Origin of the sequence: Aeromicrobium jepli (genome assembly GCF_047246605.1) — a bacterium.
Taxonomy (GTDB): Bacteria; Actinomycetota; Actinomycetes; order Propionibacteriales; family Nocardioidaceae; genus Aeromicrobium.
Window position 1 is genome coordinate 156,560 of record NZ_JBFOKO010000005.1, and the last position, 25,836, is coordinate 182,395.

Genomic DNA, 25,836 nt, shown 5'->3' on the forward strand with positions numbered 1-25,836 from the left:
CCCTCGAAACGATATTGCTAAGTCGTCTAGTAATCAACTTGTCGAAATACGTCGTACGATGGATCGGTGCCGTCGTCTCGTTCCCCACGTACCCCGGTGGCCCCCGACTACACGACCGACGAGCGCGACCTGCTGCGCGCCGTCCGTGAGCTCGTCCGGGCCGATCGGGAGATGCGCACGCGCCTGAGCGGCGCGATGCGCGTGAACCCGACCGACCTGCGCTCGCTGCGCCATGTCATCCGGGTGGTCGAGGAGGCCGAGCGCGGCGAGTCCGCCGAGCTGCCGGGCGTCACGCCCCGCCGGCTGGCCGATCACCTGGGCATCACGACGGCCGCGGTGACGGTGCTGGTGGACCGGCTCGTCGCGAGCGGCCATCTCGAGCGGGTGCCGCACCCGCGCGACCGCCGGTCGGTGCTGCTCGTGCCCACCGAGCAGGCGCGGCGGGAGATGGCCACGCACCTGGCCGACATGCACGAGCGGATGAAGCGGATCGCGGCCGCCGTGCCGGCCGAGGCACGCCCCGCGGTGGTCGAGTTCCTGACGGCGCTCACCCGCGAGATGGAGCGCGGGACGCTCGACCTGAGTCCCTCCTGAGCGCAGGTGGGGAGATCCGAACCCCTGTGCGAAACTCGTCCGGTTTTCCCCACCTGTGCGCAAGGGTGTGGATAAATCACACGGTTGTGATTAACCGTGCTCAGACGTGCGGCAGCACGTCCTCGGCGACCAGGCGCAGGTGATCCAGGTCGGCCAGGTCGAGCACCTGCAGGTACACCCGCGAGGAGCCCGCCTCGGCGTACGTGCCGAGCTTCTCGACGATCTCGCCGGGCGTGCCGGCCAGGCCGTTCTCGCGCAGCTCGTCGACCTCGCGGCCGATCGCCGCGGCCCGTCGGGCGATCTCGGCCTCGTCCCGTCCCGCGCACAGCACGAGCGCGTTGGAGTAGACCAGCGAGTCGGGGTCGCGCCCGGCGTCCTCGCACGCGGCCCGCACCCGGCCGAACTGCCTCTGCGTGAACTCGACGGACTCGAACGGGATGTTGAACTCGTCGGCGAAGCGCGCGGCCAGGGCCGGGGTGCGGCGCTTGCCCTTGCCGCCGATGATCACCGGCAGCCGGTCCTGAGCCGGCTTCGGCAGCGCCGGGGAGTCCTCGAGCTTGTAGTGCTGCCCGCGGAAGGAGTACGACCCGCTCGTGTCGCTCCACAGCCCCGTGATGATCTCGAGCTGCTCCTCGAGCCGGTCGAACCGCTCGGGCGTGTCGGCGAAGGGGATGCCGTAGGCGCGGTGCTCGGCGTCGAACCAGCCGGCGCCGAGCCCGAGCTCGACGCGGCCGCCGCTCATCCGGTCGACCCCGGCGACGCTGATCGCGAGCGGTCCGGGGAGCCGGAACGTGGCGCTCGTGACGAGCGTGCCGAGGCGGATCGTGGAGGTGTCGCGCGCGAGGCCGGCGAGCGTGATCCAGGCGTCGCTCGGGCCGGGGAGCCCGTCGCCGCCCATCGCCAGGTAGTGGTCCGAACGGAAGAACGCGTCGAAGCCGAGCGTCTCGGCCTCCTGCGCCACCGCGAGCAGGTCGTCGTACGAGGCACCCTGCTGGGGCTCGGTGAAGATCCGCAGGCGCATCAGGCGCGCGCGTCCTTGTTCTCGTCACTCAAGGGGTTCGGCGCGCCGGACAGGTCGTCGGAGCCGGCCTCGTCGATGTCGAACGGCGCGCGGGCGTCGGCCGCAGCCGCGTCGGCGCGCAGGCCCTCCGAGCTCGTGCTGTAGGCGGGCGCCTCGGCGTCGGTGGACAGGCCGGTCGTGGTGCCGGTGCCCGAGGCGGAGGTGCTCGAGGAGTCGTCCTTGGAGTGGCCGACCGACTTGACCTTGTCCGTGACCGACCCGCCGACGTCCTTCGCCTTGCCAGCGACGGTGCCGCTGACGTCCTTGGCGGTGTCCGCGACGCGGTGGCCGACGTCCGAGCCGGTGGACTTCGCCGTGTCCTGGGCCTTGTGGACCGTGGACTGGACGGCGTCGTTGCTCCAGACCTTCTCGGCCTGCTGCTTGATCTGCTCGTAGCGGCCGCGGCCGGCGCGCGTGCCGAGGACGTATCCGACGCCGACGGCGGCCAGCAGGGTGAGCTTCTTCACGACTGATCACTCCTAGGGGTGAGAGGGGTCGTGTCCCATACTGTCGCGGTTCGGGCCGATCGACATCACGAGCGCGACGGCGGCGTCATCGCCCAGCCGATCGCCCGGGTGACCGCCACGCCACCGGCACGGACGGCCGTCGCCTCGGTCAGCGGCAGCCAGGGCAGCCGCAGCGGCAGGCGCGCCCACCGCGGCAGCAGGCCCACGGCGGCGGCCGCCAGCAGCCCGTACGGCGCGCGGACGGCGAGCGGCACGGGCGGGTGCACGAGCAGGAACCGCGCGGCCGCGCGGGCGGCGGGCGTGGTGCGCAGCTCGGGCCGGTACGCCGCGATGACCTCGTCCAGCTCGGCCACGGACTGCGGGACGTCGCGCGCGCCCAGCAGGCGCGCGGTGACCGCCGTCTGGGCGACGTAGACGTCCCGCTCCGGCGGGGTCAGCGGCCGGGCGCCGTAGCGGTCGTGCGCCCGCAGGAACGAGTCGATCTCGGCGACGTGGACCCAGCGCAGCAGGTGCGGGTCGGACGCCGCGTACGCGAGGCCGTCCTCGGTCTCGCCGGTGACCCGCTCGTGGATGCGGCGCACCGCCACGATCGCGCGATCGGCGTGCGCCGTCGTGGCGAACGTGGTCTCGGCGATGAAGCCGCTCGTGCGCTGCAGGCGTCCCCACGGGTCGCCGCGGAAGCCGGAGTGCTGGTCGACGCCGGCCATCGCCAGCGGATGCAGCGACTGGAGCAGCAGCGCGCGGATCCCGCCGACGAACATCGACGGATCGGCATGCACGCGCCAGATCGGGTCGGCGGGCGAGAACCGCCGGGGGCCGGGGGTGCCGTGGATGCGGTCACGGCGCCCGGCGCCCTCGGGTCCTGCGACGCGGGCGAAGATCGCCGACGAGGCCAGCCCCCGGACGCGCTCGATCATGGGACGAACGTAGCCCCGGCGACCTGAGGTCGCCGGGGCTCGTGCGCAGCGGGATGCGTCGGGGGGATGCGGATCCCGCCGCGGAGTGGCCCGGGGAAAGGTGCGGTCTCCCGGGCCACGGTCGGGGAGTCAGTGACGCACGAGGTCGTCCGCCGACTCGGTGGTGATCTCCTCCGTCGTGGCCGGCGTGGGGACCGCGACCACGACGCACTGGGCGTGCGTGAGGCAGTAGTGGCTCACGGAGCCGAACAGGACCCGGCTGATGCCGGTGTGCACGCGCGTGCCGACCACGAGCATCGACGCGCCACGCGACGCCTCGACCAGGGTGGGGCCCGGTGCGCCCTGCACGACGTCGATGCGACGGGGGCGTCCCTGCGCATCCTCGGCGCCGATCGTGTCGGCGACCCAGCGGGCGGCGTTGGAGCGGGCATCGGTCTCGTAGGCCATCCACGGGACCTCGGCCCCGGCCATGGCGACGGCCGCGTCGATCTGCCACACGTGCACGATCTTGAGCTCGGCATCGCGCAGCTCCGCCTCGCGCGCCGCCCACGACAGGGCAGCCGCTCCGGCGGGAGTCTCGTCGATGCCGACGACGATGGTGTTGGTGCTCATCGGACTGTTCCTTTCTGACATCTCCAGTGTCGCCAAGCGAGGCCGTTGGCGACAGGGTCGAACGTCACGAGTTCTCGGGACCTCCGTCCTGAGGCCGGCGCTACGGTGGGCGCGTGGACCGAGAAGACGGACGCTGGGAGCAGGTGGTCGACGCCGCGGTCGCGGTGACCTCCGAGCTCGAGCTCGAGACCCTGCTGCGCCGCATCACGGCGCAGGCCCGCGAGCTCACCGGCGCGCGGTACGCCGCGCTCGGGATCCTCGGCAGCGATCCCGCCGACGGCCTCGTCGAGTTCATCACCGACGGCGTGGACGAGGAGACCGAGGAGGCGATCGGCCAGCGCCCGCGCGGACTCGGCGTGCTCGCGGTCGTGCTGCGCCAGGGCGCCCCGGTGCGGCTGGACGACGTCGCCGCGCACCCGTCCTCGATCGGCTTCCCGCCGAACCACCCGCCGATGGGCGCGTTCCTCGGTGTGCCGCTGCGGGTCAACGGACGCGTCTTCGGCGACCTGTACCTCGCCGAGAAGGAGGGCGGCTTCTCCGTCGACGACGAGCGCATCGTCACGGGTCTCGCGGCCGTCGCCGGCACCGCGATCGCGAACGCCCGCCTGTTCGACGAGCTCGCGCACACGCGCGCCGAGCTCGCCCGGATGGCCGTCGTCGAGGACCGCAACCGGATCGCGCGCGACCTGCACGACCTCGTCATCGGCCGGCTCTTCGCCGTCGGCCTCTCGATGGACCGCCTCTCGCGTCACGTCGACGCGCCGTGGTCGGAGCGCGCCTCGCAGGCCGTCGACGACGTCGACCGCGCGATCGCCGACGTGCGCGGCGCGATCTTCGCGCTCGGCTCGGACGCCGCCACCGACGGCGCGCGGCTGACCCGCCTGCTGCGGGCCTCCGCCGCTCCCCTGGGCTTCGAGCCCGAGATCGAGGTGACGGGCGACCTCGCCCAGCTCGACATCGGCGTCCGCAGCGACCTTCACGCGGTCATGAACGAGGCCATCGCCAACGTCGTGCGCCACGCGCGGGCCTCGCACGTGCGACTCAGCGTGACGGTCGGCGACGACGCGCTCGTGGCCGAGATCGTCGACGACGGCGTCGGCATGGGCGACAGCGTGCCGGCCAGCGGGCTGGCCAACCTGCGGGCGCGGGCCGAGCACCTCGGTGGCCGCCTCGACGTCGGGCCGGGTCCTGACGGCGTGGGCACGCACCTGACGTGGCGGGCCCCGTTGCGCGACCCGTCCTCGACGGCGGCCTCGGTCAGTAGGGTGCTCCCGTGACCGACAAGATCCGCGTCTTCCTGCTGGACGACCACGAGGTGGTGCGCCGCGGCGTCGCCGACCTGCTGGAGGACTCCGAGGCGATCGAGGTGGTCGGTCAGGCCGGCACCGTCGCCGAGGCCGCGACCGGCATCGCCGAGACGCGGCCCGACGTGGCCGTGCTGGACGCCCGCCTGCCCGACGGATCGGGCATCGACCTGTGCCGCAGCATCCGCCTGCGCACGAAGTCGATCGCCGTGCTGATCCTCACGTCCTACGAGGACGACGAGGCGCTGTTCGAGGCGATCATGGCCGGCGCGTCCGGGTTCGTCCTCAAGCAGGTCCGCGGCAACGACCTCGTCGACGCGGTGCAGCGGGTGGCCGCCGGCCAGTCGCTGCTCGACCCCGCCGTCACGCACGCCGTGCTGGAGCGCCTGCGCCGCCAGAGCCGGCCCGACCCGCTCGCCGACCTCACCGCGCAGGAGCGCAAGGTCTTCGATGAGCTGCGCGAGGGCAAGTCCAACCGCGAGATCGCCGACGCCCTCTTCCTGTCCGAGAAGACGGTCAAGAACTACGTCTCCACCGTCCTGGCGAAGCTGGGGCTGGAGCGCCGAGCCCAGGTCGCCGCCTGGGACCGGGACTGACGCTCCAGCCCGCTCACGCCCCGGTCAGCAGGTCGCCGCGCGCCGCGCGACGGCGGCGCTGCTCGGCCGGGTCCGGCACGGGCACCGCGGCGATGAGGCTGCGCGTGTAGTCCTGCGTGGGGTTGCGCAGCACCTGCTCGCGCGGGCCGAGCTCGACGAGCCGGCCCTTCTGCATGACCGCCACGCGGTTCGCCAGCGTGTCGACGACCGCCAGGTCGTGCGTGATGAACAGGCACGCGAACTGCAGGCGCTGCTGCAGCTCGACGAACAGCTCAAGCACGCGCGCCTGCACCGAGACGTCGAGCGCCGAGGTCGGCTCGTCCGCGATCAGCAGGTCGGGGTCGAGCGCCAGGGCCCGCGCGAGGTTGATGCGCTGGCGCTGGCCGCCGGACAGCTCGTGCGGGAACCGCTCGGCGAAGTCGCGCGGCAGCTCGACCGAGTCGAGCAGCGAGCGCACCTTCTCGGTCACCTGCGCGTCGGTCATGTCGGTGTGGACGCGCAGCGGCTCGGCGATGCAGTCCAGGATCGACATGCGCGGGTTGAGCGATGCGGCCGGGTCCTGGAACACGAAGCCGAAGCGGCTGCGGAACGGCCGCAGCTCGGCGTCGCTCAGTCCCGAGACGACCTCGCCGCCGACGCGGACGATGCCCGACGTCGGCTGCTGCAGGCCGACCGCGGTGCGGCCGAGCGTGGACTTGCCCGAGCCGGACTCGCCCACGAGGCCGAGGACCTCGCCGCGGTGCACCTGCAGGCTGACCTGGTCGACGGCGCGGAAGACCGGCTCGCCCCAGCCGCCGGGGAACTCCACGACGATGTCCTCGAGGTCCAGCACGACGGGCGCGTCCTGCAGCGGCGCGGGACCGCGGGAGGTCTCGGCCGTCAGGCCCAAGCGGGGCACGGCGCCGAGCAGCGCGCGCGTGTACGGGTGCGCGGGCGCCGCGAACAGCTGGTCGACCGGCGCCTGCTCGACGATGCTGCCGCGGTACATCACCACGACGCGGTCGGCGATGTCGGCGACGACGCCCATGTTGTGCGTGATGAGGACGATCGCGGTGCCGAGGCGGTCGCGCAGGTCGAGCAGCAGCTCGAGGATCGCGGCCTGGACCGTCACGTCGAGGGCCGTCGTCGGCTCGTCCGCGACGATCACGTCGGGATCGCACGCGATCGCGATCGCGATGACGACGCGCTGCTTCTGCCCGCCGGACAGCTGGTGGGGGTAGTAGTCGACGCGCTGCTGCGGATCGGGCAGGCCGACGGCTTCGAGCAGCTCGATGGCGCGCTCGCGGGCCTCGGACCTGCTGACGTCGCGGTGCGCGCGGATCGCCTCGACGAGCTGCCAGCCGACCGTGCGGACCGGGTCGAGCGCGGTGCCGGGCTCCTGGAAGATCATCGAGATCTCGTCGCCGCGGATGGGCCGCAGCTGGGTCGGCGCCATGCCGATGAGCTCGCGCTCGCTCGTGTCCTCGGTGTGCAGGACCGCCGAGCCGCTGACCTTCGCGGTGTTCGGCAGCAGGCCCATGACGGCGCGCGAGGTGACGGACTTGCCCGAGCCGGACTCGCCCACGATCGCGACGACCTCGCCCGGGGCGACGTCGAAGCCCACGCCGTCGACCGCGACGACCTGCCCGGCGTCCGTGCCGAACGTGATCCTCAGGTCCGACAGCGACAGCACCGTCCGTTGCCGGTGACCGTCACTCGCCGCGACGGGGGCGGCGTCCACGTCCGCCTCGACCTCGGTCGGCGCGACGTCGTCGGCCAGCTCGACCTCGAGCTCGCTCGCGCCGCCGTCGGCCGCCCGCGCGCGCAGCAGCGGGTTGGTGATGTCGTTGAGGCTCTCGCCCAGCAGCGTCACGCCGAGCACGACCAGGACGATCGCCAGGCCCGGGAACGTGCCGGTCCACCAGATGCCGTTCGTCGCGTCCGGCATGGCCTTGTTGAGGTCGTAGCCCCACTCGGCGGCCGCGGACGGCTCGATGCCGAAGCCCAGGAAGCCCAGCGCGGCCAGCATGAGGATGGCCTCGGAGGCGTTGAGCGTCGCGATGACGGGCAGCGTCTGCGAGACGTTGGACAGCACGTGGCGGCGCAGGATGCGCGGCGTGCGGACGCCCACGACCTTCGCCGAGTCGACGTACGGCTCGCTCTTGACCGACAGCGTCGCGTTGCGGATCACGCGGTAGTACTGCGGGATGAAGATGACGGTGATCGAGATCGCCGCCGAGGCGATGCCGCCCAGCGCGCCGCTCGAGCCGCCGGCCACGACGATCGAGACGACGATCGCCAGCAGCAGGGACGGGAACGAGTAGAGCGCGTCCATGACGAGGACGAGCACGCGGTCCAGCCAGCCGCCGACGTAGCCCGAGACCAGGCCGAGCGGGACGCCGACCACGGCCGAGATGACCACGGCGAGCACGATGACCTCGACCGCGGTGCGCGCGCCGTAGATGACGCGGGACAGCACGTCGGCGCCGCCTACGGTGGTGCCGAACCAGTGGTCGGCACTCGGCGGCTGCTGGGTGCCGAACAGCGCCCCGTCGTCGCCGCGGACCTGGTTGAAGTCGTAGGGCGCGAGCCACGGCGCGAAGATCGCCAGCACGACGAAGAAGACGATGAGTCCGATGCCGAGCAGCAGCATGAAGCGCTGCAGGCCGTGGGACTGCGCGACGACGGCGCGTCCGGGAATGCGCATCAGAACCTCACTCGGGGGTCGACGAGCGCCACGATGGCGTCGATCAGGAAGCTGGCGATGCAGACGATGAAGGCGATCGCGGTGACGATGCCCTGCACGGCGAGGAAGTCGCGGCGGATCAGGTACTGCGACAGCTCGTAGCCGATGCCCTTCCACTCGAACGTGGTCTCGGTCAGGACGGCGCCGCCCAGCAGCATCGCGATCTGCATGCCCATGACGGTGACGACGGGCACGAGCGCGTTGCGGAACGCGTGCTTGCGCTCGACCTTCTTCTCGCTGACGCCGCGGGCGCGGGCGGCCGTGACGTAGTCGGCGCGCATCGTCTGCAGCATGTTCACGCGCACGAGGCGCAGGAAGACGCCGCCGGTGAGCAGGCCGAGCGCGAGGGCGGGCAGCACGGCGTGCTGCAGGACGTCCCAGACGTACTCGGGATCGCCCCACAGGATCGCGTCGACGATCATGATGTGCGTCTGCGGGTCGACCTTGGCCAGGGCCAGCTCGGTCGACGTCGAGGCGCGGCCCGAGGTCGGCCAGCCGAAGGGGGCGACGGCCAGCTTGAGCAGCAGGCCGACGAAGAAGACGGGGGCGGCGTACGCGACGATCGCGAACAGCCGCAGCGCGACGTCGGGCGTCCGGTCGCGGTAGCGCGCGGCGACGCGGCCCAGCGGGATGCCGACGGCGAACGCGACGATGAGCGACCAGAAGGCCAGCTCGAGCGTGGCGGCGCCGTTGACGACGAGGATGTCGGTGACGTCGCGGTTGTCGGTCAGCGTCGTGCCGAAGTCGCCGCGGACGACGTTGCCCAGGTACTCGAGGTACTGGACGACCAGCGGGCGGTCGAGGCCGGCCTCGGCCTTGCGCTCCGCGATCTGCGCGGGCGTCAGGCGACCGCCCTGGGCGGCGGTGATCGGGTCGCCGATCACGCGCATGAGGAAGAAGACGAGCGTGACCAGCACCCACAGCATGGGGATGATCAGCGCGAGGCGCATGAGCAGGTAGCGCGCGAGCGGGCTGAGACCGCCGCGGCGCCGGTGCGGCTCGGGAGCCGGGGCGTCGGCGGCGACGAGGACGTCGGTGGTCACGGGAACTCCTCTACGTGGAATCGGGGCCCCGGCGCGCGCGGGGTGCGCGCGCCGGGACCCCGGTCCGGGTGGTGTCGGCTACTTCGACAGCGTCGAGAACCGGAACTTGAACGAGGCGTCGAGCGTGTCGCTCACGCCCTTCACGTCCTTGCCGGCGACGGCGACCTGGGCGCCGGTGAGCAGCGGCAGGATCGGGACCTGCTGCGCCACCATCGTCTGGATCTCGCCGATCGTCTTGTCGCGCGAGGCCTTGTCGGCGTCCGTGCGCTCCTGGTCGAGCAGCTTCGTCATCGCGTCGTCCTCGTAGTGCGACTGGAGGAAGTTGTTCGGTGCGAAGAACGGCGTCAGGTAGTTGTCGGCGTCCGGGAAGTCCGGGAACCAGCCGAGCTGGAACGCCGGGTAGGCGTCCTTCACGCGCTCCTCCGAGTACGTGTTCCACTCGGTCGACTGCAGCTTGACGTTGAACAGGCCGCCCTCCTCGAGCTGGCGCTTGACCGCCTGGTACTCCTGGTCGGAGCTGCCGCCGTAGTGGTCGGGGCTCCACTGCAGGTTGAGCGTGACGGGCGTCTTGACGCCGGCGTCGGCGAGGTACTTCTTGGCGGCGTCGAGGTCCGGGGCGTCGCCGTAGACGTCCTTGAACGCCTCGGTGGCGCCGTTCTGGCCCTCGGGCACGGCCGACCAGGCCGGCGTGTACGTGCCCTTGTAGACCTCCGAGGAGATCTCCTCGCGGTTGACGAGCGAGGCGGCCGCCTGGCGCACGGCCAGCTTCTGCTTCGCGTCGTCGCCCGGCATCGTCTTGAGGTTGAACACGATGTAGCGCAGCTCGCCGCCGGGGCCCGTGTGGACCGTGACGTCGTCGGACTTCTTCAGGCTCTCGATGTCCGTGGGGGTCAGCGAGCGGTACGCGACGTCGATGTCACCCTTCTCGACGTCGAGCTTGAGGTTGTTCGAGTCCGCGTAGTAGCGCATCGTCACGTCCGACTTGGGCTCGCCGTACGTGCCGTTGTAGTCGGGGTTGATCGTGAACTCGGCCAGCTCGTTCTTCTGGTACTCGCCGATCGTGTACGGGCCGGAGAAGCCGTTCGCCTTCACGGCGGCCTCGTCGTCGAGCAGCTTGTCGCCGGGGTACGTCTCCTCGTCGACGATCGGGCCGGCCGACGTCACGAGGGTCTGGGCGAAGGTCTGGTCGTTCGGAGCGGCGAGCGTGAACGCGACCGTCTTGTCGTCGCGCGCCTCGACCTTCTTCATGGCACCGAGCAGCGAGGCCGGGCCGTTGGGGTCGTTGATGTCGACGATGCGCTGGAACGAGAACGCCACGTCGGAGGCGGTGAGCTCGTTGCCGTTCGCGAACTTGAGGCCGTCCTTGAGCGTGCACACGTAGAGCGTGGGCTTCTCGAAGTCGCACTCCTCCGCCGCGTCGGGCGTGAGCTCGGTGCTGCCGGCCGGGAAGTTCAGCAGGTACTGGTAGACCTGCGTCTGCACCGCCATCGAGCCGTTGTCGTAGGAGCCGGCGGGGTCGATGGAGACGACCTTGTCGGTGGTTCCCACGATCAGGCTCGCGTCGCTGTCGTCGCTGTCACGGCCCGAACCGCAGGCCGCCAAGACCGACCCGGCGAGGGTGGCCGCGACCAGGACGGTGGCGCGTCGCCGCATAGAAATCATTCGATCCTCCTGTCGGTGTCCACCATCTGGACACGCGTTCTCCGCACGCTACTCCCGTGGTGCGGCGCTGCCAATGTCCGGGGGAGCCGTTTCCGGTTTCGTTTCGATTAACGCCCGCGGACGCCGCCCGCCGGGGCTGTCGTCGCAGGGCGATATCGTGGGGACCATGAGCCACGACCAGCACCTCGCCGACTTCGATCCGGACATCGCGGCGCTCCTCGACGCCGAGCTGGTCCGCCAGCAGACGACGCTCGAGATGATCGCGTCGGAGAACTTCGCTCCCGTCGCCGCCCTCGAGGCGCAGGGCAGCGTGCTCACCAACAAGTACGCCGAGGGCTACCCCGGCAAGCGCTACTACGGCGGCTGCGAGTTCGTCGACCAGGTCGAGCAGATCGCGATCGACCGGCTCAAGCAGCTCTTCGACGCCGACTACGCCAACGTCCAGCCGCACTCGGGCGCCTCGGCCAACGCCGCCGCGCTGCACGCGATCGCCACGGCGGGCGACACGATCCTGGGCCTCGACCTGGCCAACGGCGGCCACCTCACGCACGGCATGAAGCTCAACTTCTCGGGCCGCCTCTACAACCCGATCGCCTACCACGTCGTCCCCGAGACCGGCCTGGTCGACATGGACGAGGTCCGCGCCCTCGCGATCGAGCACTCCCCCCGCGTCATCATCGCCGGCTGGTCGGCGTACCCGCGCCAGCTCGACTTCGCCGCGTTCCGCGCGATCGCGGACGAGGTCGGTGCCACGCTCTGGGTCGACATGGCGCACTTCGCGGGCCTCGTGGCCGCGGGCCTGCACCCGAGCCCGCTGCCGCACGCGCACATCGTCACCACCACGACGCACAAGACCCTCGGCGGTCCCCGTGGCGGCGCGATCCTCACGAACGACGAGGCGATCGCCAAGAAGATGCGCTCGGCGGTGTTCCCCGGCCAGCAGGGCGGCCCGCTCGAGCACGTGATCGCCGCGAAGGCCGTCGCGTTCAAGATGGCGCTGGAGCCCGAGTTCGCCGAGCGCCAGCAGCGCACGATCGAGGGCGCCAGGATCCTCGCCGAGCGCCTGCTGCAGCAGGACGCGGTCGACGCCGGCGTCCAGGTCCTCAGCGGCGGCACGGACGTGCACCTCGTGCTCGTGGACCTGCGCAACTCCGAGCTCGACGGCCAGCAGGCCGAGGACCGCCTCCACGAGGTCGGCATCACCGTCAACCGCAACGCCGTCCCGAACGACCCCCGCCCGCCGATGGTGACGTCGGGCCTGCGCATCGGCACGCCGGCGCTGGCCACGCGCGGCTTCGGCGCCGACGAGTTCCGCGAGGTCGCCGACATCATCGCCGGCGCGCTGCAGCCGGGCGACATCGACATCGAGGGGCTGCGCAAGCGCACGGCCGTGCTGGCCGAGCGCTTCCCGCTCTACCCCGGCATCAAGCCGTTCACGGCGTGAACGACCGGCCCGGGCTCGGGGCGTGGTTCGGTCCCCGTGTCATCGGCCTGCACCTGTTCGCCATCGCGGCGATCGCGTTCTGCCTGTTCATGGGCACGTGGCAGCTCGGCGTCTACGACGACCGGCAGGCCGAGGAGCGCGATCACCGCGGTGAGGTCGTCGCGGCCCCGCTCGAGGACGTGTGGTCCCCCGACCAGGTCTTCACCTCCGACCAGGACCAGCGCACCGTCGAGGTCGAGGGCACGTTCCGCCCCGCCGCGGAGCAGCTCTGGGTGACCGGCCGCGAGCAGGACGGCGAGGACGGCGCCTGGCTCGTGGCGCCCGTGACCACGCAGGGCACGCCGCTGCTGGTGGTGCGCGGCTGGGCGCCCGAGCCGACCCCGGTGACCTCGCACCCCGTCCCCGAGGGACAGGTCGACTTCGACGCCGTCCTGCAACCCGGCGACGCGTCGGGCGACGGCTGGGACCCGCAGGAGCGCACGATCGGCGCCGTGCGCATCCCCACGCTGCTCAACGAGCTCGGGTACGACGACCTGTGGTCCGGCTACGCGATCGCGACCGACCCGGAGGTCTCGGCCGACCTCGTCCCGGCCGATGTCCCCGAGACCGACGTCTCGTGGACCGCGGGTGGCCGCAACCTCGGCTACGGCCTGCAATGGTGGGTGTTCGCGGCGTTCGCGCTGTTCATGTGGTGGCGCATGGCCCGCGAGATCGTGCTTGGTCGCGACGGCTAGCCTTGACGCCGTGAACGACCGACTGCTGCGGGCCTACCAAGTGATGGCGACGATCGTCGGCGTCAACCTCCTGATCGTCATGGCCGGCTTCATCGGCAAGCTCGCCACGAGCGACGACCCGGGCTCGTGGTGGCAGCGCAACCAGGACACCTTCCTGGTCATCGACCAGCTCCACGGCTTCCTGTTCATGGTCCTGATCGTCATCATCGGCCGCCTCGGCCTGCGCCAGAAGTGGTCGTGGGGCTTCATGCTCAGCATCATCGTGCTGGCCTGCATCCCGCTCGTCTCGTTCTGGTCCGAGCGCCGCACCACCCGCCGCGTCCACGCCGACCCGGTGCCGGTTTCCCCGGTTAAGTAGGTTCTCGCGCACTTCGCGTGGGTTGCGATCCACGCTCAGTGAGGGAGAACCACGCTCAGTCAGCCGCTGTCCACAGGCACGCGCGAGGGCACTGGTCAGCACGTCCGGATCGGTCGACCCTGCTCGGATGGAGACCTTCTTCGAGACCCTCGCGCAGCACCGTGGCGGCTACATCCTGCGTGCCGACCTCCTCGACCGGGGCGTGAGCGACCGCCAGATCAAGGACGCGATCCACCAAGGACTCATCGTCCGGCTGCGCGCCGGGACGTACGCGCCGCGCGGTCATCGCGACCTCAGCCCGGAAGAGCGTCACCGGCTGCTCGCCTTCGCCGTCCAGGACAAGCTCCCATCGGGCATCGTCCTGAGTCACCACTCGGCTGCCGTCGTCCACACCGGGGCCTCGTTCGGAGTCGATCTCTCCACCGTCCACGTCACGCGGCGCGGACACCGCACGGCGCGGACCGAGGCGAACGTCGTCCACCACGGCGGTCTGCTCCCGGACGAGGACATCGTCGAGGTCGATGGCCACCTGCTCGTCGCTCCGGCGCGTGCGGCACTCGAGACGGCTGCCGTCGCCGGGGTCGAGGCGGGGCTCGTGCAGACGTCCCTCGTGCTCGGCGGCGGGGTGAGTGAGGAGGAGCTGCACGACCGGCTCGATCGGATGGCGCGCTGGCCCGGAGTCTCGAAGGTCCGCCTGGCGGTCGTGTGGGCGTCACCCCAGTGCGAGAGCGTCGGCGAGGCACGATCCCTCTACATGTTCCGCATGGGCGGACTGCCCGTGCCGCGGATGCAGGTCGAGTACTTCGACGCCGATGGCACGTCGATCGGACGCGTCGACTTCGCGTGGGAGGACTTCTGGCACCTGGGCGAGTTCGACGGCCTGTCGAAGTACGGCCGACTCAACCCCTACACGGGGGCGAACCTGGGGCAGCTCGTCGTCGACGAGAAGCGGCGCGAGGACAGGCTGCGTGAGCTGGGGCTCGGCATGAGCCGCTGGACGTGGGCGGACCTCGCGCATCCGGCCGCCACCTGTCGACGGATCGAGGCGGCGATGCGCCAGTCCCGCCGGCTCTACGGTCAGGCCGTTCGTACAGTCATCGCCTGACTGAACGAGGTTCTCCCTCACTTCGCGTGGATCGCAACCCACGCGAAGTGAGAGAGAACCTACTTAACCGGGGAAACCGTCAGCGGCCGACGAACGAGGCCTTCCCCGGGCCGTTCGTGAGGAACGACTCCATGCCGTGCTGGAGGTCCTCGGTGTCGAACAGCTCCGAGGCGATCTCGGTCGTGCGGGCGACGGCCTGCGGGACGCCGCCGGCCTCGAACTCGCGCAGGATGTCCTTGGCCGCGCCGAACGCCAGCGTCGGGCCGGACGCGAGGTCAGCGACGAACGCTTCGACGCCGGCGTCCAGCTCCTCGGGCGCGAAGACCCGGTTGACGACGTTCCACCGCTCGAGGGTCGCCGCGTCGTAGGTCGCCCCGGTGAAGACGAACTCCTTCGCGCGGGCGACGCCGGCGCGCGCGGCGAGGCGCTGCGTGCCACCCATCGTCGGGGTCAGGCCGATGACGCGCTCGACGAGGCCGAACTTCGCCTTCTCCGAGGCCAGCAGCACGTCGCACGCCAGCGCGACCTCGAGCGCCCACGTGAGCGTCAGGCCGTGCGAGACGAACACGGTCGGCACCGGCAGCGCCGCGAAGCGCTCCGGCAGCTCGAGCATGCGGTCGTACAGGGCCTTCGTGTCGGCCTTCGACTTCTGCGCGTGGAACGCCGCGACGTCGACGCCGCCCGAGACGATCTTGCCCTCGGCGCGGACGACCAGGACGCGCGGCAGGTCCGCCTCGACGCGCTCGAGCGCGGCGTCGAACTCGTCGTGCAGCTCCAGCGAGTACAGGTTCACCGGGCCGGCCGAGAAGGTCAGCGTGGTGACGCCGTCCTCGGTCCGCAGGTCGACGCTCACCGGGCGTCGCGCGGGTCGTAGGAGCCGCCGCGGTCCGCGGTGGCCTTGCGCAGCACGACGGCGACAGCCGCGGCGGCCGCCAGGAGCAGGAGGAGTCTCGACATGCCCCCACGCTAACGGGAGACCTCAGGCGGGACGTGCGAGGATTGGGGACAACCCCTGAAAGGACGTGAAGTGCCCACCACCGCGACTCTCCACACCAACCGCGGAGACATCGTCATCGAACTCTTCGACCACCATGCTCCCAAGACGGTGGCGAATTTCGTCGGCCTCGCCGAGGGCACGAAGGAGTGGCTGCATCCGGCCACGGGCCAGGTGTCGACCAAGCCGTTCTACGACGGCCTGACGTTCCACCGGGTCATCTCCGACTTCATGATCCAGGGCGGCGACCCGCTCGGTGACGGCCGCGGCGGACCGGGCTACGAGTTCGACGACGAGATCCACCCCGAGCTCCAGTTCGACCGTCCCTACCTGCTGGCCATGGCCAACGCGGGGACCAAGCCCAACGGCGCCGGCACCAACGGCTCGCAGTTCTTCATCACCGTCGCCCCGACGACGTGGCTGAACCGCAAGCACACGATCTTCGGCGAGGTCAAGGACGCCGACAGCCGCGCTGTCGTCGACGCGATCGTGGCGACCGAGACCGACCGGTTCGATCGTCCGACCGAGCCCGTCGTGATCGAGTCCGTCACCATCGCGAAGTGACTCATCCGGCCGCCGGCCAGCAGGTCTGCTACCGGCACCCCGAGCGGCCGGCCTACATCCAGTGCCAGCGGTGCAGCCGCTACATCTGTCCTGAGGACATGCGCGAGGCCAGCGTCGGCTTCCAGTGCCCCGAGTGCGTCGCGCAGGGTCGCGCCAACGTCCGCCAGCCGCGCACGCTGGCGGGCGGCGCGATCTCGGCGAACGCCGGCGTCGTCACGCTCGTCATCATCGCCGTCAACGTGGCGGCGCACCTGGTCGTCATGGCCACGGGCGGCGTCGGGAACAGCAAGGTCTTCGACACCGGCGCCATGCTCGGGTTCGCCGTCTACGACGGCGCGCCCCACGGCGTCGCCTACGGCGAGTACTGGCGCCTGTTGACCGCGGCGTTCCTGCACGGCGGGCTGCTGCACCTGGCGTTCAACATGTACGCGCTGTACCTGTTCGGGCCGTTCGTCGAGGAGACCCTCGGGCGTTGGCGGTACATCGCCACGTACGTCACGCTGGCGATCGGCTCGTCGGTGTTCGTCTACGTCCTCACCGACTACCGGGTCCCGACGATCGGCGCGTCCGGAGCGGTGTTCGGGCTGTTCGGCCTCGCGCTGATCTTCCTCATCCGCACGAAGCAGAACATCACCGGGATGCTCGTGCTGCTGGCGATCAACGGCTTCGTCAGCCTCGGCCAGAACGTCAGCTGGCAGGGCCACCTCGGCGGCTTCCTCACCGGCCTCGCGCTCGGCCTGGTGTTCGCCTACGCCCCGCGCGAGCGCCGCGGCCTGCTGCACGTGGGAGCGTTCGTCGTGCTCTGGGTCGCGTTCATCGCCGCGGTCGTGTGGCGCACGGCCGACCTGCAGCCGCTCGTCGACCTGTTCGCCTGAGCGCGTCCATCCTCAGGCTGGGCCGGGTTGTCCACAGCTGTGTGCACAGATGTGGGTAATCACACCGGTGTGATTCACTCCCACTTCATCGCGAAGCCGAAGGCCGCGAGGATGAAGCCCATGCCGATGACGAGGTTCCAGCCGCCCAGGTCGCTGTAGACCGGGATCGAGTGGTCGGTGTTGCTGATCGTGTAGAACACGACGATCCAGGCGAGGCCGATGACGGCGCAGGCGACCATCAGGGGAGCCGCCCAGCGGTTGCCGATCTTGACCGGCTTGGGGCCGGTGTCCTCGACGGACTTGCGCTTGAACCTGTTGAACACGGATCGTCTCCCGGTCGGGCGGCCGGGCTCGGCCGCAACGTGTCGTACTCCGCTAGCGTAGTCGTCGTGCCGGAAACGCCGAGCGACGAGGGGAAGAATCGCGCCGTCAGCAGGTGGAGCCTGCTCGGCCTCGTCGTGGCGTGCATCTGCGGATTCGCGTTCGTGGCCGCCGGCGTCACGTCGGACGGGTCCGACCTGCGACCCGCCGGCGGCGACCTGAACTCCGTCGTCACCGATCGCGCCCGCGAGGCCGAGGCGCGTCGCGAGCGCGTGGTCGACCTCCAGCGCGAGGTCGACACGCTGGCGGGCGCCGCGGACGACGCCGCGCTGCGCCGCCAGCAGCGCCGGGTCGAGCGGCTCAGCGAGCCGGCCGGCCTCGTCGCGATGACCGGGCCGGGCATGCGGATCGCGCTCGAGGACGCCCCGCGCTCGGTGCAGGTCCCGGGCCTGGACCCGAACCTGCTCGTGGTCCACCAGCAGGACATCCAGGCGTTCGTGAACGCGCTGTGGGCCGGTGGCGCCGAGGCGATCACGCTGCAGGGCCAGCGGCTGATCTCCACGGTGGGCATCAAGTGCGTCGGCAACACCGTCGTGCTCGACGGCGTGCCGTACTCGCCGCCCTACGTCATCGAGGCGATCGGCAACCAGGGCCGGCTGCACGCCGCACTCGAGGCGTCGCCGGAGGTGTCCACCTACGCGGACTACGCCGAGCGATACGGCCTCGGACTCGAGCAGGAGGACGTCGACGAGATCGAGGCGCCCGCCCATGCCGGCAGCGTGTCACTGCGTCACGCCACCATGATGGACTGACCCGCCCGGCGCGCTCAGGGCGCGGGCGGGATCGAGGGCAGGACGTCGTCGTCCGTCGGCCCGCCCGTGGTGGGCGCGTCCGTGGGCGCGGGGCGCGACACCGTCAGCGTGATGGTGGTGCCCGGCGGGACCATGGAGCCGGCTTCGCGCGACTGCGCCGTCACGGTGCCGTCGGCCGCAGTGCCCGAGGGATCCTCCTGGATCGTCACCTTCAGGCCGAGGTCCTCGAGCGTGGACCGGGCCGCGTCGACGTCCTGGTTGACGACGTTCGGCACCTCCACCTGACCGCGGGAGACGATCAGCGTGACGGTGCTGCCGCGCTCGACCTCCTCGCCCGGAGGCGGGTTGCTGTTGAGGACGCGTCCCTTGGGCTGGTCGCTGTCGGTGTTCTGCCGCTTGACCTGGAGGCCGTAGCGGTCGCCCTCGAGGAGGTCCTTGGCCTCCTCGAACGAGTAGCTCGACAGGTCCGGGATCGCGACGAGCTCGGGTCCGGAGCTGACGACGAGGTCGACCGTGGTGCCCTCGTCGACCGTGGTGCCGGCGTCGGGGTCGGTCGCCATGACCTGGCCCTCGGGGATGTCGGCGCTGGTGCGCTCGCTCGTCTCGCCGACGACGAGGTTCTTCGACTCGAGCCGGTTGGTGGCGGTCTCGACGTCGAGGCCGGCCACGCGCGGCACGGCGACCTGGGGCGTCTTGACCTCGTCGTCGTTCGTGAGCAGCAGCGCGACGCCGACGGCAGCGGCGATGGCCAGCAGCACGAGCGCAAGCGCCCACCACTTGCCGTTGCCCTTCTTCTTCTCCTCCTCGTCGGCCCCGGTGGGCGGCGGCAGGACGGGAGCGGCCACGGCGGGGGCGACCTGCGTGGCGCCCGGGACGACCGTCACGGCCTGCGTGGGGGCGTCGACGACGCCGCCGGCCAGGACGCGCTCGATGTCCTTGCGCATGTCGCCGGCGCTGGAGTACCGGTCGTCCACGCGCTTCGCGAGCGCCTTCGCCACGACGTGGTCGATCGCGACCGTCACGTCGGGGTTGAGCTGCGACGGGGGACGGGCCTCCTCGCGGACGTGCTGGTAGGCCACCGAGACGGGGCTGTCGCCCACGAACGGCGGGCGCCCGGTCAGCAGCTCGTAGAGCACACAGCCGGTGGAGTAGATGTCGCTGCGGGCGTCGACGGTCTCGCCGCGGGCCTGCTCGGGCGAGAGGTACTGCGCCGTGCCGATGACGGCCGCGGTCTGGGTCATGGCGCTGGAGGTGTCGGCGATCGCGCGCGCGATGCCGAAGTCCATCACCTTGACCTTGCCCTCGGGCGTCAGCATGACGTTGGCGGGCTTGATGTCGCGGTGGATGATGCCGGCGCGGTGGCTGTAGTCGAGCGCGGACAGGATGTCGGCGGTGATGGACAGGGCGCGCTCGGGCAGGATCTTGCGGCCGTCGCGCAGCACGTCGCGCAGCGTCCGGCCCTCGACGAGCTCCATCACGATGTAGGGGACGACGTCGCCCTTCTCGTCGGGCGCCTCGCCGGTGTCGTACACGGCCACGATCGACGGGTGGTTCAGCGAGGCCGCGGACTGCGCCTCGCGGCGGAACCGCTCCTGGAAGGTCTCGTCGGCCGCGAGATCCGACCGCAGCATCTTGATGGCGACGGGCCGTCCGAGGCGCAGGTCGCGCCCGGCGCGGACGTCGGCCATGCCACCGCGTCCGACCAGCTCGCCGACCTCGTACCGGTCGCCGAGCGGAGTCATCTTCGCGTCACTGTCGGTCATGATGTCCAGTCTCCCAAAGGGTGGGTGGGCTTCTTCATCGCAGGACCGCCTCCATCACGGAGCGGGCGATCGGCCCGCCGAGGCGTCCGCCGGCGATGTCGTTCGTGTTCTGGGCGGATTCGACGAGCACGGCCACGGCGACCTTGGGGTCGCTGGCGGGTGCGAAGCCGATGAACCAGGCGTAGGGCGGGCGGTCGGGGGCGGACTCGGCCGTGCCGGTCTTGCCGCCCACGTCGACGCCCGGGATGGCGGCCGGCGCGCCGGTGCCGTTGTCGACGACTGAGACCATCATCGAGCGCAGCTCGCGCGCGTCGCCGGTCGACATGGAGCGCTCGAGCTCCTCGGGCTCCGTCTGCTCGAGGATCGACAGGTTGGGGGCGCGGACGGTGCGCACGAGGTGCGGCTTCATCAGCACGCCGTCGTTCGCGACCGCGCCGGCGACCATCGCCATCTGCAGCGGCGTGGCGGCGACCTCGTACTGGCCGATGCCGGACTGCGCCAGCTGCGGGGCCTCGAGGTCGGTGTCGGGGTCGGCGGTGAACCGGCTGGGGTAGGAGGCGACGTCCTCGATCGGGCGCTGGCCGAAGCCGAACAGCTCGGCCTGCGCTGCGAGCTTGTCCTGCCCGACCTTGCCGGCGAGCCAGCCGAACGACACGTTGCACGAGACCTCGAGGGCGCGCTGGAGGCTGATCGGGTTGCCACCGCACGTGCTGCCGCCCTGGTTGGGCAGCTTGTACTCGATGCCGGGGAAGCTCAAGGTGGCGCCGCCGCGCACGTCGGAGTCGGCGTCGAGGCCGCGCTCGGAGATGCCCGCCGCGGCCGTGACGACCTTGAACGTGGAGCCCGGCGGCAGCGTGGTCTGGGTGGTGCGGTTGGTGAGCGGCTCGTTCTCGTCGGCCGTGAGTCGCTGCATCGCGGCCGTGGCCTTCTTCAGGTCGTGGCTGGCGAGGCTGTTCGGGTTGAACGTGGGCTGGCTGACCATCGCCAGCACCTCGCCCGTCTGCGGGTCCAGCGCCACGACGGCGCCGCGGGTCTCCTCGCCGAGGTCGGCCAACCCGTCGAACGCGGCCTTCTGCGCGGCGGGGTCGAGGGTGAGCTCGACGCTGCCGCCCTGCGGCTGGTCGTTGGAGATGACGTCGATGACCCGGTTGACGAAGAGGCGGTCGTCGCTGCCGGACAGGATGCTGTTGTAGCTCTTCTCGATGCCCTCCTGGCCGTAGACGTACGAGAAGTAGCCCGTGACGGGCGCGTAGAGCTTGGCGTCGGTGTAGCGGCGCTGGAACTGCCACTTGTCCTTGACCGGGACGGAGCGGGCGATCGGCTCGCCGTCGACGATGATCGCGCCGCGCTCGCGGCTGAACTCCTCGTCGATGACGCGGCGGTTGCCGTCCTTGGCGTTGAGGTCGTCGGCCCGCACGAACTGCACGACGTTCGCGTTGAGCAGCAGGGCCAGGAACATCACCAGGCAGGCGACGGCCATGGCGCGGATGGGCTTGTTCACGACAGCTTCACCACCTGGGTGGCATCGTCCCCGGTGATCGGGGTGGCCTCGGGTGCGGGGCGACGCGTCTGGTCGCTGATGCGCAGCAGCAGCGCCACCATGATCCAGTTCATGATGATCGACGAGCCGCCGGCCGCCAGGAACGGAGCCGTGAGACCCGTCAGCGGGATGAGGCGCATGACCCCGCCCGCGACGACGAAGACCTGCAGCGCGAACGAGACGGACAGGCCGACGGCGAGCAGCTTGCCGAAGGCGTCGCGGCACGTCAGCGCGATGCGCAGGCCGCGCTCGACGAACAGCGCGTAGACCATGATCACGGCCATGAGGCCGGCCAGGCCGAGCTCCTCGCCGATCGAGGACAGGATGAAGTCCGAGAAGCCGAACGGGGTCAGCTCGGGGCTGCCCTGGCCCCAGCCACGGCCGAGCAGCCCGCCGTGCGCGAGGCCGTACAGCGCCGTGATGATCTGGTAGTTCCGGTCGGGGTCGGCCCACGGGTCGAGCCACGCGGTGAACCGGTCCTGCACGTGCGAGAACGCGAGGTAGCCGAAGTACGAGCCGCCCGCGAAGAGCAGCCCGCCGACGATGAGCCAGCCCGGCCGCTCGGTGGCCACGAACAGCATGACGACGAACAGGCCGAAGAAGAGCAGCGAGGAGCCCAAGTCGCGCTGGAACACCAGGATGCCGATGCTGATGAGCCAGCCGATCAGGATCGGGCCGAGGTCGCGGCCGCGCGGGAGGTCGACGCCCAGGATGCGGCGGCCGGCCAGGGCGAGCGCGTCGCGCTTGGCGACGAGGTAGCCCGCGAAGAAGATCGCCAGGGCGATCTTCGCGGCCTCGGCGGGCTGGAAGCTGAACGGCCCGAGCTGGATCCAGATCTGGGCGCCGCGCTTGGCGTTGCCGATGATCGGCAGGATCGGCAGGACGAGCAGCACGATCGCGCCGAGGCCGAACGTGTACGTGTACTGCTGCAGTCGCCGGTGGTCGCGCACGAAGGCCAGCACGGCGACGAACATGAGGATGCCCAGGATCGTCCAGCGCAGCTGGCCCTGGGCGAACGGGCCGTAGGGCGAGCCCATGGCCTCGAGGCCGAGGTCGATCCGGTAGATCGTGACCAGCCCGATGCCGTTGAGCGCGACCACGAGCGGCAGCAGGACGGGGTCGGCGTACCCGGCGAAGCGGCGGACCGCGACGTGCGCGCCGAGCGCGACGACGGCGTAGACCCCGCCCACGGTGTAGATGCCCGCCGGCACCTCGCCGTCGAGCCCCAGGCCCACAGCCGCGTACGAGCCGATCCCGATGGCGATCGCGACGAGCAGCAGCCCCAGCTCGGCGGTACGGCGCTTGCGCGGGATCCAGGTAAGGCCGGCGGACCGGGCACTCATGGCGTCTCCGTGGGCGTGGGCGTCGGGCGGGTGCGACGCGGCGTGGGGCTGGGCGTGGCCGTGGGGGTCGGCTCGGTGACCTGGATGCTCAGGTTCGTGACGATGCGCTTGGCCTCGTCGAGGTCGGCCGCGGTGATGCCCGCGTTGACCCGGTCGCGCTGGTAGGCGGGCAGGCTGTCGATGCGCACCCCGGTGACCTGGTCGACGTGCGACAGCGTGATGCCGGCGATCGAGACGTCGACGCCGCGGTGGATCGCCACGAGGTCGCCCGACGGCGCGACGAAGTACTGGCGCTGCGACCAGTCGTAGGCGTAGGCGGCGGCACCGCCGAGCAGGCCGAGGACGACGACCGTGGCCAGCAGCCACCGCAGCCAGCGGCGGCGCGGGACCGGGCGCGGCGCGTACCGCAGTTCCTCGGGGTCGGGGTCGGGCTCGTCGGTGGTGCCGGTGGCCGCGATCGTGCCCGGGGCGGTCGCCGCGGACGCGTTGCCGGTGCGGCCGCGGGGCTGGGTGGTGGCCGCGCCGACGATCTGCGGCCGGCCGTCGGCGCACGAGAGGTCCTCGTCCATCGGCTCGTCGGCAGGGACGAACTCGGCCAGGACGACCGAGACGTTGTCGTAGCCGCCGGCCTCGAGGGCGAGGCGGATGAGCTCGGTCGCGGCGAGGTCGATCGTCTCGAGCTTGAGGGTCCGCTCGATCGTCTCGTCGGGGACCATGTCGCTGAGGCCGTCGCTGCACAGCAGGTACCGGTCGCCGGGCGCCGGCTGCAGCCACGTGAAGTCGGGCTCGAAGTCGTCGCGGCCGAGGATGGCCTTGAGCAGCAGCGAGCGGTGCGGGTGGACCCGCGCCTCCTCGGGCGTGATGCGTCCCTCGTCGACGAGGCTCTGCACGAACGTGTGGTCGGTGCTCAGCTGGCTGAGGCGGCCCTCGCGCAGGCGATAGGCGCGCGAGTCGCCGATGTGCGCGACCGCGAGCTTCTCGCCGTCCCACAGCATCGCCTCGAGCGTGGTGCCCATGCCCTCGACGGCCGGGTCGTCGGCGATCAGCTCGGCGAGGCGGCGGTTGGCCCGCGTGACGGCGCTGTACATGGCCTCGAGCGCGTCGCCGTCGGTGGCGGGGTCGAGGTCGCGGTCGAGCTGGCGGATCTCGGCGAGGGTGGCGGAGGAGGCGAGGTCGCCGGCGGCGGCGCCGCCCATGCCGTCGGCGATGACCAGCAGTCGCGGGCTGGCGTAGCCCGAGTCCTGGTTGTTGGAGCGTCGCAGGCCCACGTCCGTGAGCGCCACGTAGCGGTAGGTCAGCGTCGCCATCTACTTGCGCAACTCCACGATCGTCTTGCCCAGTCGCACGGAGGTGCCGATCGCGACGGGCACGGGCGAGGTGATGCGCTGACTGCCGATGTAGGTGCCGTTGGTGGAGCCCAGGTCCTCGACGAACCACTGCTCGCCGTTGGTGGCGAACCGGGCGTGGCGGGTGGAGACGTAGTCGTCGTCGAGCCGGATCGCGGCGTCGGTGCCGCGGCCGAGCAGGATCGGCTCGGTGCCGAGCGGGACGCTCTGGCCGGCGTTGGGTCCGTCGACGATCTGCAGGGTGCGGGGGGCGCCGCGGGCGCGCTTGGTGCGCTTGGCCTTCTGCGGTTTGGGCTGCTTCTGGCCCTTGGCGGGCTTGGGCGTGGAGACCTTCGTGCCGAAGATGTCGGTGCGGATGACTGAGACGGCGGACAGCACGAACAGCCACAGCACGGCCAGGAAGCCGAGCTTGATCAACGTCAGCGTCAACTCGCTCACGCGCCCTCCTCGCTGAGGTGCACCGCGATCGTCGTGTTGCCCAGGCGGATCGTGGAGCCGTCGCGCAGGAAGGCGGCGTCGACGCGGCGTCCGTCGACGATGACGCCGTTGGTGGAGCCCAGGTCGCGCACCTCGACGCCGTTGCCCAGGAACGAGATCTCGGCGTGGTTGCGGCTGATGCCCGGGTCGTCGATCTTGAGGTCGACCGCGGAGCCCCGGCCGATCGTGATGCCCGGCGGGTTGACCGGGTGGCGCAGCCCGCCGATGTCGAGCACGACCCGTGCCCGGCGGACGGCGGTGTCGGTGATGGGCTCGCCCCGCACGGGGGTGACCGACGCGTTGGAGCGGCTGACGACCGTGAACCGACCGGTGTGCAGGCTCTCGTCGAGGGCGAAGTCGATGTGGATCGGACCGGCCGCCGTGTAGTGCTGCTCGGCGAGGTGCTCCTTGAGCAGCGTGGCCAGCTCGGTGGACAGCGTGGCGCCGTACGGCGCGAGGCGGTCGTGGTCGGCCGGTGAGAGCTCGACGGTGAAGTCGTTGGGGACGAGCGTGCGCTCGCGGCTGAGGATCGTGGCGCTGTTGTCGACCTCGCGCTGGAGGGCCGCGGCGATCTCGACCGGCTGGACGGCGCTGCGGAACGCCCGCGCGAACGCGCCGGTGACGGCGCCCTCGAGGCGCTTCTCGAAGCGCTGCAGCACTCCGGCCATGGACGGGTCACCTCCTCAGGGGTCGCTCGTGTCGCTGACGACTCGTCCCATTGATCGTATCGACACCACGCGACATCGGCGTCGCACGCGGTCCCGACCCGCCGCACGGAGGGTGTACGAAGCTCGGGGGACCCTCCCGCTGGGACCGTCGCGCGCGGCCTGTTAGAGTGTGTCGTCGGTCCGGTGTTCCGGACCTTGCGCGAGTGGCGGAATGGTAGACGCGCTGGCTTCAGGTGCCAGTGTCCGCAAGGGCGTGGGGGTTCAAATCCCCCCTCGCGCACAGCAGAGAATCGGACGAAGGCCCGGACACGACGGATGTGTCCGGGCCTTCGTGCTCTCCGGCGAGGCGACGCCCGCGGATCCGGGCGGGTCAGCCGGCGTGCTCGGACACGGGGTCGACCTCCTGGGTGACAGGGCGGCGCAGGAGCACCGCGGCGCCGAGCGCCCCGAGTGCGGCGGTGGCGGCGGCGCCGATGAACGCCGCCGAGTACCCCTCGGTGAGCGCCACGGGG

At 71.3% G+C, this 25,836-nt stretch carries 26 protein-coding genes and 1 tRNA gene; 11 read left to right on the top strand and 16 right to left on the bottom strand.

Going from position 1 to position 25,836, the window contains the following annotated elements:
• The first annotated feature begins 96 nt into the window (after positions 1-96).
• Complete coding sequence (locus tag AB3M81_RS11495) at positions 97-594, top strand: MarR family winged helix-turn-helix transcriptional regulator (protein ID WP_412904049.1); 498 nt, start codon at positions 97-99, stop codon at positions 592-594.
• Between the two features lie 100 nt (positions 595-694).
• Here the strand turns inward: AB3M81_RS11495 and AB3M81_RS11500 are convergent, their stop codons facing one another.
• The 4 genes from AB3M81_RS11500 to AB3M81_RS11515 form a co-directional block, all read right to left on the bottom strand.
• Positions 695-1,615 carry an LLM class F420-dependent oxidoreductase gene (locus AB3M81_RS11500; RefSeq protein WP_412904050.1) on the bottom strand — a complete coding sequence of 307 codons (921 nt, stop codon included), beginning with the start codon at positions 1,613-1,615 and terminating at the stop codon, positions 695-697.
• Complete coding sequence (locus tag AB3M81_RS11505; protein ID WP_412904051.1) at positions 1,615-2,121, bottom strand: hypothetical protein; 507 nt, start codon at positions 2,119-2,121, stop codon at positions 1,615-1,617. Before AB3M81_RS11505 ends, AB3M81_RS11500 begins: the two co-directional genes overlap by 1 nt.
• 65 nt (positions 2,122-2,186) lie before the next feature.
• A complete protein-coding gene (locus tag AB3M81_RS11510) occupies positions 2,187-3,038 on the bottom strand; it encodes an oxygenase MpaB family protein (protein WP_412904052.1) in 852 nt (283 codons plus the stop codon).
• A gap of 129 nt (positions 3,039-3,167) precedes the next feature.
• Positions 3,168-3,650 carry a universal stress protein gene (locus tag AB3M81_RS11515; protein ID WP_412904053.1) on the bottom strand — a complete coding sequence of 161 codons (483 nt, stop codon included), beginning with the start codon at positions 3,648-3,650 and terminating at the stop codon, positions 3,168-3,170.
• A 113-nt stretch (positions 3,651-3,763) separates the two neighbouring features.
• Between AB3M81_RS11515 and AB3M81_RS11520 the strand changes: the two genes are divergently transcribed.
• Together AB3M81_RS11520 and AB3M81_RS11525 are read left to right on the top strand one after the other, a co-directional pair.
• Positions 3,764-4,927, top strand: a complete 1,164-nt coding sequence (locus AB3M81_RS11520) for a GAF domain-containing sensor histidine kinase (RefSeq protein WP_412904054.1) — start codon at positions 3,764-3,766, stop codon at positions 4,925-4,927.
• The gene (locus AB3M81_RS11525) at positions 4,924-5,550 is read left to right on the top strand and encodes a response regulator (protein ID WP_412904055.1); all 627 of its coding nucleotides are present in this window, start codon (positions 4,924-4,926) and stop codon (positions 5,548-5,550) included. Before AB3M81_RS11520 ends, AB3M81_RS11525 begins: the two co-directional genes overlap by 4 nt.
• A 13-nt stretch (positions 5,551-5,563) precedes the next feature.
• On the opposite strand, the gene AB3M81_RS11530 is transcribed toward AB3M81_RS11525, so the two are convergent.
• The 3 genes from AB3M81_RS11530 to AB3M81_RS11540 all read right to left on the bottom strand — a co-directional run bounded on the left by AB3M81_RS11530 (position 5,564) and on the right by AB3M81_RS11540 (position 10,971).
• Positions 5,564-8,236, bottom strand: coding sequence for a dipeptide ABC transporter ATP-binding protein (locus AB3M81_RS11530; RefSeq protein ID WP_412904056.1), 2,673 nt, complete (start codon positions 8,234-8,236; stop codon positions 5,564-5,566).
• On the bottom strand, positions 8,236-9,318 hold the full coding sequence (locus AB3M81_RS11535; RefSeq protein ID WP_412904057.1) for an ABC transporter permease: 1,083 nt from the start codon (positions 9,316-9,318) through the stop codon (positions 8,236-8,238). Before AB3M81_RS11535 ends, AB3M81_RS11530 begins: the two co-directional genes overlap by 1 nt.
• A gap of 78 nt (positions 9,319-9,396) precedes the next feature.
• Positions 9,397-10,971 (bottom strand): ABC transporter substrate-binding protein, encoded by a 1,575-nt coding sequence (locus AB3M81_RS11540; protein WP_412904058.1) that lies wholly within the window; start codon positions 10,969-10,971, stop codon positions 9,397-9,399.
• Between the two features lie 175 nt (positions 10,972-11,146).
• On the opposite strand from AB3M81_RS11540, the gene glyA reads away from it, so the two are divergent.
• The 4 genes from glyA (at position 11,147) to AB3M81_RS11560 (ending at position 14,621) form a co-directional block, all read left to right on the top strand.
• Positions 11,147-12,424: a serine hydroxymethyltransferase gene (glyA, locus tag AB3M81_RS11545; protein WP_412904059.1), complete on the top strand. Its 1,278-nt coding sequence runs from the start codon at positions 11,147-11,149 to the stop codon at positions 12,422-12,424.
• Complete coding sequence (locus tag AB3M81_RS11550; protein WP_412904060.1) at positions 12,421-13,158, top strand: SURF1 family protein; 738 nt, start codon at positions 12,421-12,423, stop codon at positions 13,156-13,158. The genes glyA and AB3M81_RS11550 overlap by 4 nt, the downstream gene beginning before the upstream one ends.
• A 10-nt stretch (positions 13,159-13,168) precedes the next feature.
• Positions 13,169-13,516 (top strand): DUF3817 domain-containing protein, encoded by a 348-nt coding sequence (locus AB3M81_RS11555; protein ID WP_412904061.1) that lies wholly within the window; start codon positions 13,169-13,171, stop codon positions 13,514-13,516.
• Between the two features lie 127 nt (positions 13,517-13,643).
• Positions 13,644-14,621 carry a type IV toxin-antitoxin system AbiEi family antitoxin domain-containing protein gene (locus tag AB3M81_RS11560; RefSeq protein WP_412904062.1) on the top strand — a complete coding sequence of 326 codons (978 nt, stop codon included), beginning with the start codon at positions 13,644-13,646 and terminating at the stop codon, positions 14,619-14,621.
• Between the two features lie 79 nt (positions 14,622-14,700).
• Here AB3M81_RS11560 and AB3M81_RS11565 read toward each other — a convergent pair whose 3' ends face one another.
• On the bottom strand, positions 14,701-15,474 hold the full coding sequence (locus tag AB3M81_RS11565) for an enoyl-CoA hydratase/isomerase family protein (RefSeq protein WP_412904063.1): 774 nt from the start codon (positions 15,472-15,474) through the stop codon (positions 14,701-14,703).
• Positions 15,475-15,648: 174 nt separating this feature from the next.
• On the opposite strand from AB3M81_RS11565, the gene AB3M81_RS11570 reads away from it, so the two are divergent.
• On the top strand, positions 15,649-16,179 hold the full coding sequence (locus AB3M81_RS11570) for a peptidylprolyl isomerase (protein ID WP_412904064.1): 531 nt from the start codon (positions 15,649-15,651) through the stop codon (positions 16,177-16,179).
• A complete protein-coding gene (locus tag AB3M81_RS11575) occupies positions 16,176-17,054 on the top strand; it encodes a rhomboid family intramembrane serine protease (protein WP_412904065.1) in 879 nt (292 codons plus the stop codon). Before AB3M81_RS11570 ends, AB3M81_RS11575 begins: the two co-directional genes overlap by 4 nt.
• A 74-nt stretch (positions 17,055-17,128) precedes the next feature.
• Here the strand turns inward: AB3M81_RS11575 and AB3M81_RS11580 are convergent, their stop codons facing one another.
• Complete coding sequence (locus tag AB3M81_RS11580) at positions 17,129-17,377, bottom strand: cell division protein CrgA (protein WP_412904066.1); 249 nt, start codon at positions 17,375-17,377, stop codon at positions 17,129-17,131.
• 66 nt (positions 17,378-17,443) lie between these two features.
• Here AB3M81_RS11580 and AB3M81_RS11585 point away from each other — a divergent pair, with 66 nt between their 5' ends.
• A complete protein-coding gene (locus tag AB3M81_RS11585; protein WP_412904067.1) occupies positions 17,444-18,187 on the top strand; it encodes a DUF881 domain-containing protein in 744 nt (247 codons plus the stop codon).
• 14 nt (positions 18,188-18,201) lie between these two features.
• On the opposite strand, the gene pknB is transcribed toward AB3M81_RS11585, so the two are convergent.
• From pknB to AB3M81_RS11615, 6 genes are read right to left on the bottom strand one after another with little or no spacing between them, the layout of a single operon-like run.
• A complete protein-coding gene (gene pknB / locus AB3M81_RS11590) occupies positions 18,202-19,950 on the bottom strand; it encodes a Stk1 family PASTA domain-containing Ser/Thr kinase (RefSeq protein ID WP_412904068.1) in 1,749 nt (582 codons plus the stop codon).
• Positions 19,951-19,984: 34 nt separating this feature from the next.
• The gene (locus tag AB3M81_RS11595) at positions 19,985-21,451 is read right to left on the bottom strand and encodes a peptidoglycan D,D-transpeptidase FtsI family protein (protein WP_412904069.1); all 1,467 of its coding nucleotides are present in this window, start codon (positions 21,449-21,451) and stop codon (positions 19,985-19,987) included.
• A complete protein-coding gene (locus AB3M81_RS11600) occupies positions 21,448-22,833 on the bottom strand; it encodes an FtsW/RodA/SpoVE family cell cycle protein (RefSeq protein ID WP_412904070.1) in 1,386 nt (461 codons plus the stop codon). Before AB3M81_RS11600 ends, AB3M81_RS11595 begins: the two co-directional genes overlap by 4 nt.
• Positions 22,830-24,140 carry a PP2C family protein-serine/threonine phosphatase gene (locus tag AB3M81_RS11605; RefSeq protein ID WP_412904071.1) on the bottom strand — a complete coding sequence of 437 codons (1,311 nt, stop codon included), beginning with the start codon at positions 24,138-24,140 and terminating at the stop codon, positions 22,830-22,832. The genes AB3M81_RS11600 and AB3M81_RS11605 overlap by 4 nt, the downstream gene beginning before the upstream one ends.
• Positions 24,141-24,617 (bottom strand): FHA domain-containing protein FhaB/FipA, encoded by a 477-nt coding sequence (locus AB3M81_RS11610; protein WP_412904072.1) that lies wholly within the window; start codon positions 24,615-24,617, stop codon positions 24,141-24,143. It abuts the gene before it with no gap.
• Positions 24,614-25,324: an FHA domain-containing protein gene (locus AB3M81_RS11615; protein WP_412904073.1), complete on the bottom strand. Its 711-nt coding sequence runs from the start codon at positions 25,322-25,324 to the stop codon at positions 24,614-24,616. The genes AB3M81_RS11610 and AB3M81_RS11615 overlap by 4 nt, the downstream gene beginning before the upstream one ends.
• A gap of 197 nt (positions 25,325-25,521) precedes the next feature.
• Between AB3M81_RS11615 and AB3M81_RS11620 the strand changes: the two genes are divergently transcribed.
• Positions 25,522-25,604 (top strand) — tRNA-Leu (locus AB3M81_RS11620).
• A gap of 90 nt (positions 25,605-25,694) precedes the next feature.
• Here AB3M81_RS11620 and AB3M81_RS11625 read toward each other — a convergent pair.
• Positions 25,695-25,832, bottom strand: coding sequence for a hypothetical protein (locus tag AB3M81_RS11625; protein ID WP_412904074.1), 138 nt, complete (start codon positions 25,830-25,832; stop codon positions 25,695-25,697).
• Positions 25,833-25,836: the final 4 nt, after the last annotated feature.

Excerpts from the sequence above, each read along its gene's own strand:
- AB3M81_RS11500 (WP_412904050.1), bottom strand. The coding sequence starts at position 1,615 with ATGCGCCTGCGGATCTTCACCGAGCCCCAGCAGGGTGCCTCGTACGAC.
- AB3M81_RS11510 (WP_412904052.1), bottom strand. The coding sequence starts at position 3,038 with ATGATCGAGCGCGTCCGGGGGCTGGCCTCGTCGGCGATCTTCGCCCGC.
- AB3M81_RS11515 (WP_412904053.1), bottom strand. The coding sequence starts at position 3,650 with ATGAGCACCAACACCATCGTCGTCGGCATCGACGAGACTCCCGCCGGA.
- AB3M81_RS11530 (WP_412904056.1), bottom strand. The coding sequence starts at position 8,236 with ATGCGCATTCCCGGACGCGCCGTCGTCGCGCAGTCCCACGGCCTGCAG.
- AB3M81_RS11540 (WP_412904058.1), bottom strand. The coding sequence starts at position 10,971 with ATGCGGCGACGCGCCACCGTCCTGGTCGCGGCCACCCTCGCCGGGTCG.
- glyA (WP_412904059.1), top strand. The coding sequence starts at position 11,147 with ATGAGCCACGACCAGCACCTCGCCGACTTCGATCCGGACATCGCGGCG.
- AB3M81_RS11560 (WP_412904062.1), top strand. The coding sequence starts at position 13,644 with ATGGAGACCTTCTTCGAGACCCTCGCGCAGCACCGTGGCGGCTACATC.
- pknB (WP_412904068.1), bottom strand. The coding sequence starts at position 19,950 with ATGACCGACAGTGACGCGAAGATGACTCCGCTCGGCGACCGGTACGAG.
- AB3M81_RS11600 (WP_412904070.1), bottom strand. The coding sequence starts at position 22,833 with ATGAGTGCCCGGTCCGCCGGCCTTACCTGGATCCCGCGCAAGCGCCGT.
- AB3M81_RS11605 (WP_412904071.1), bottom strand. The coding sequence starts at position 24,140 with ATGGCGACGCTGACCTACCGCTACGTGGCGCTCACGGACGTGGGCCTG.
- AB3M81_RS11615 (WP_412904073.1), bottom strand. The coding sequence starts at position 25,324 with ATGGCCGGAGTGCTGCAGCGCTTCGAGAAGCGCCTCGAGGGCGCCGTC.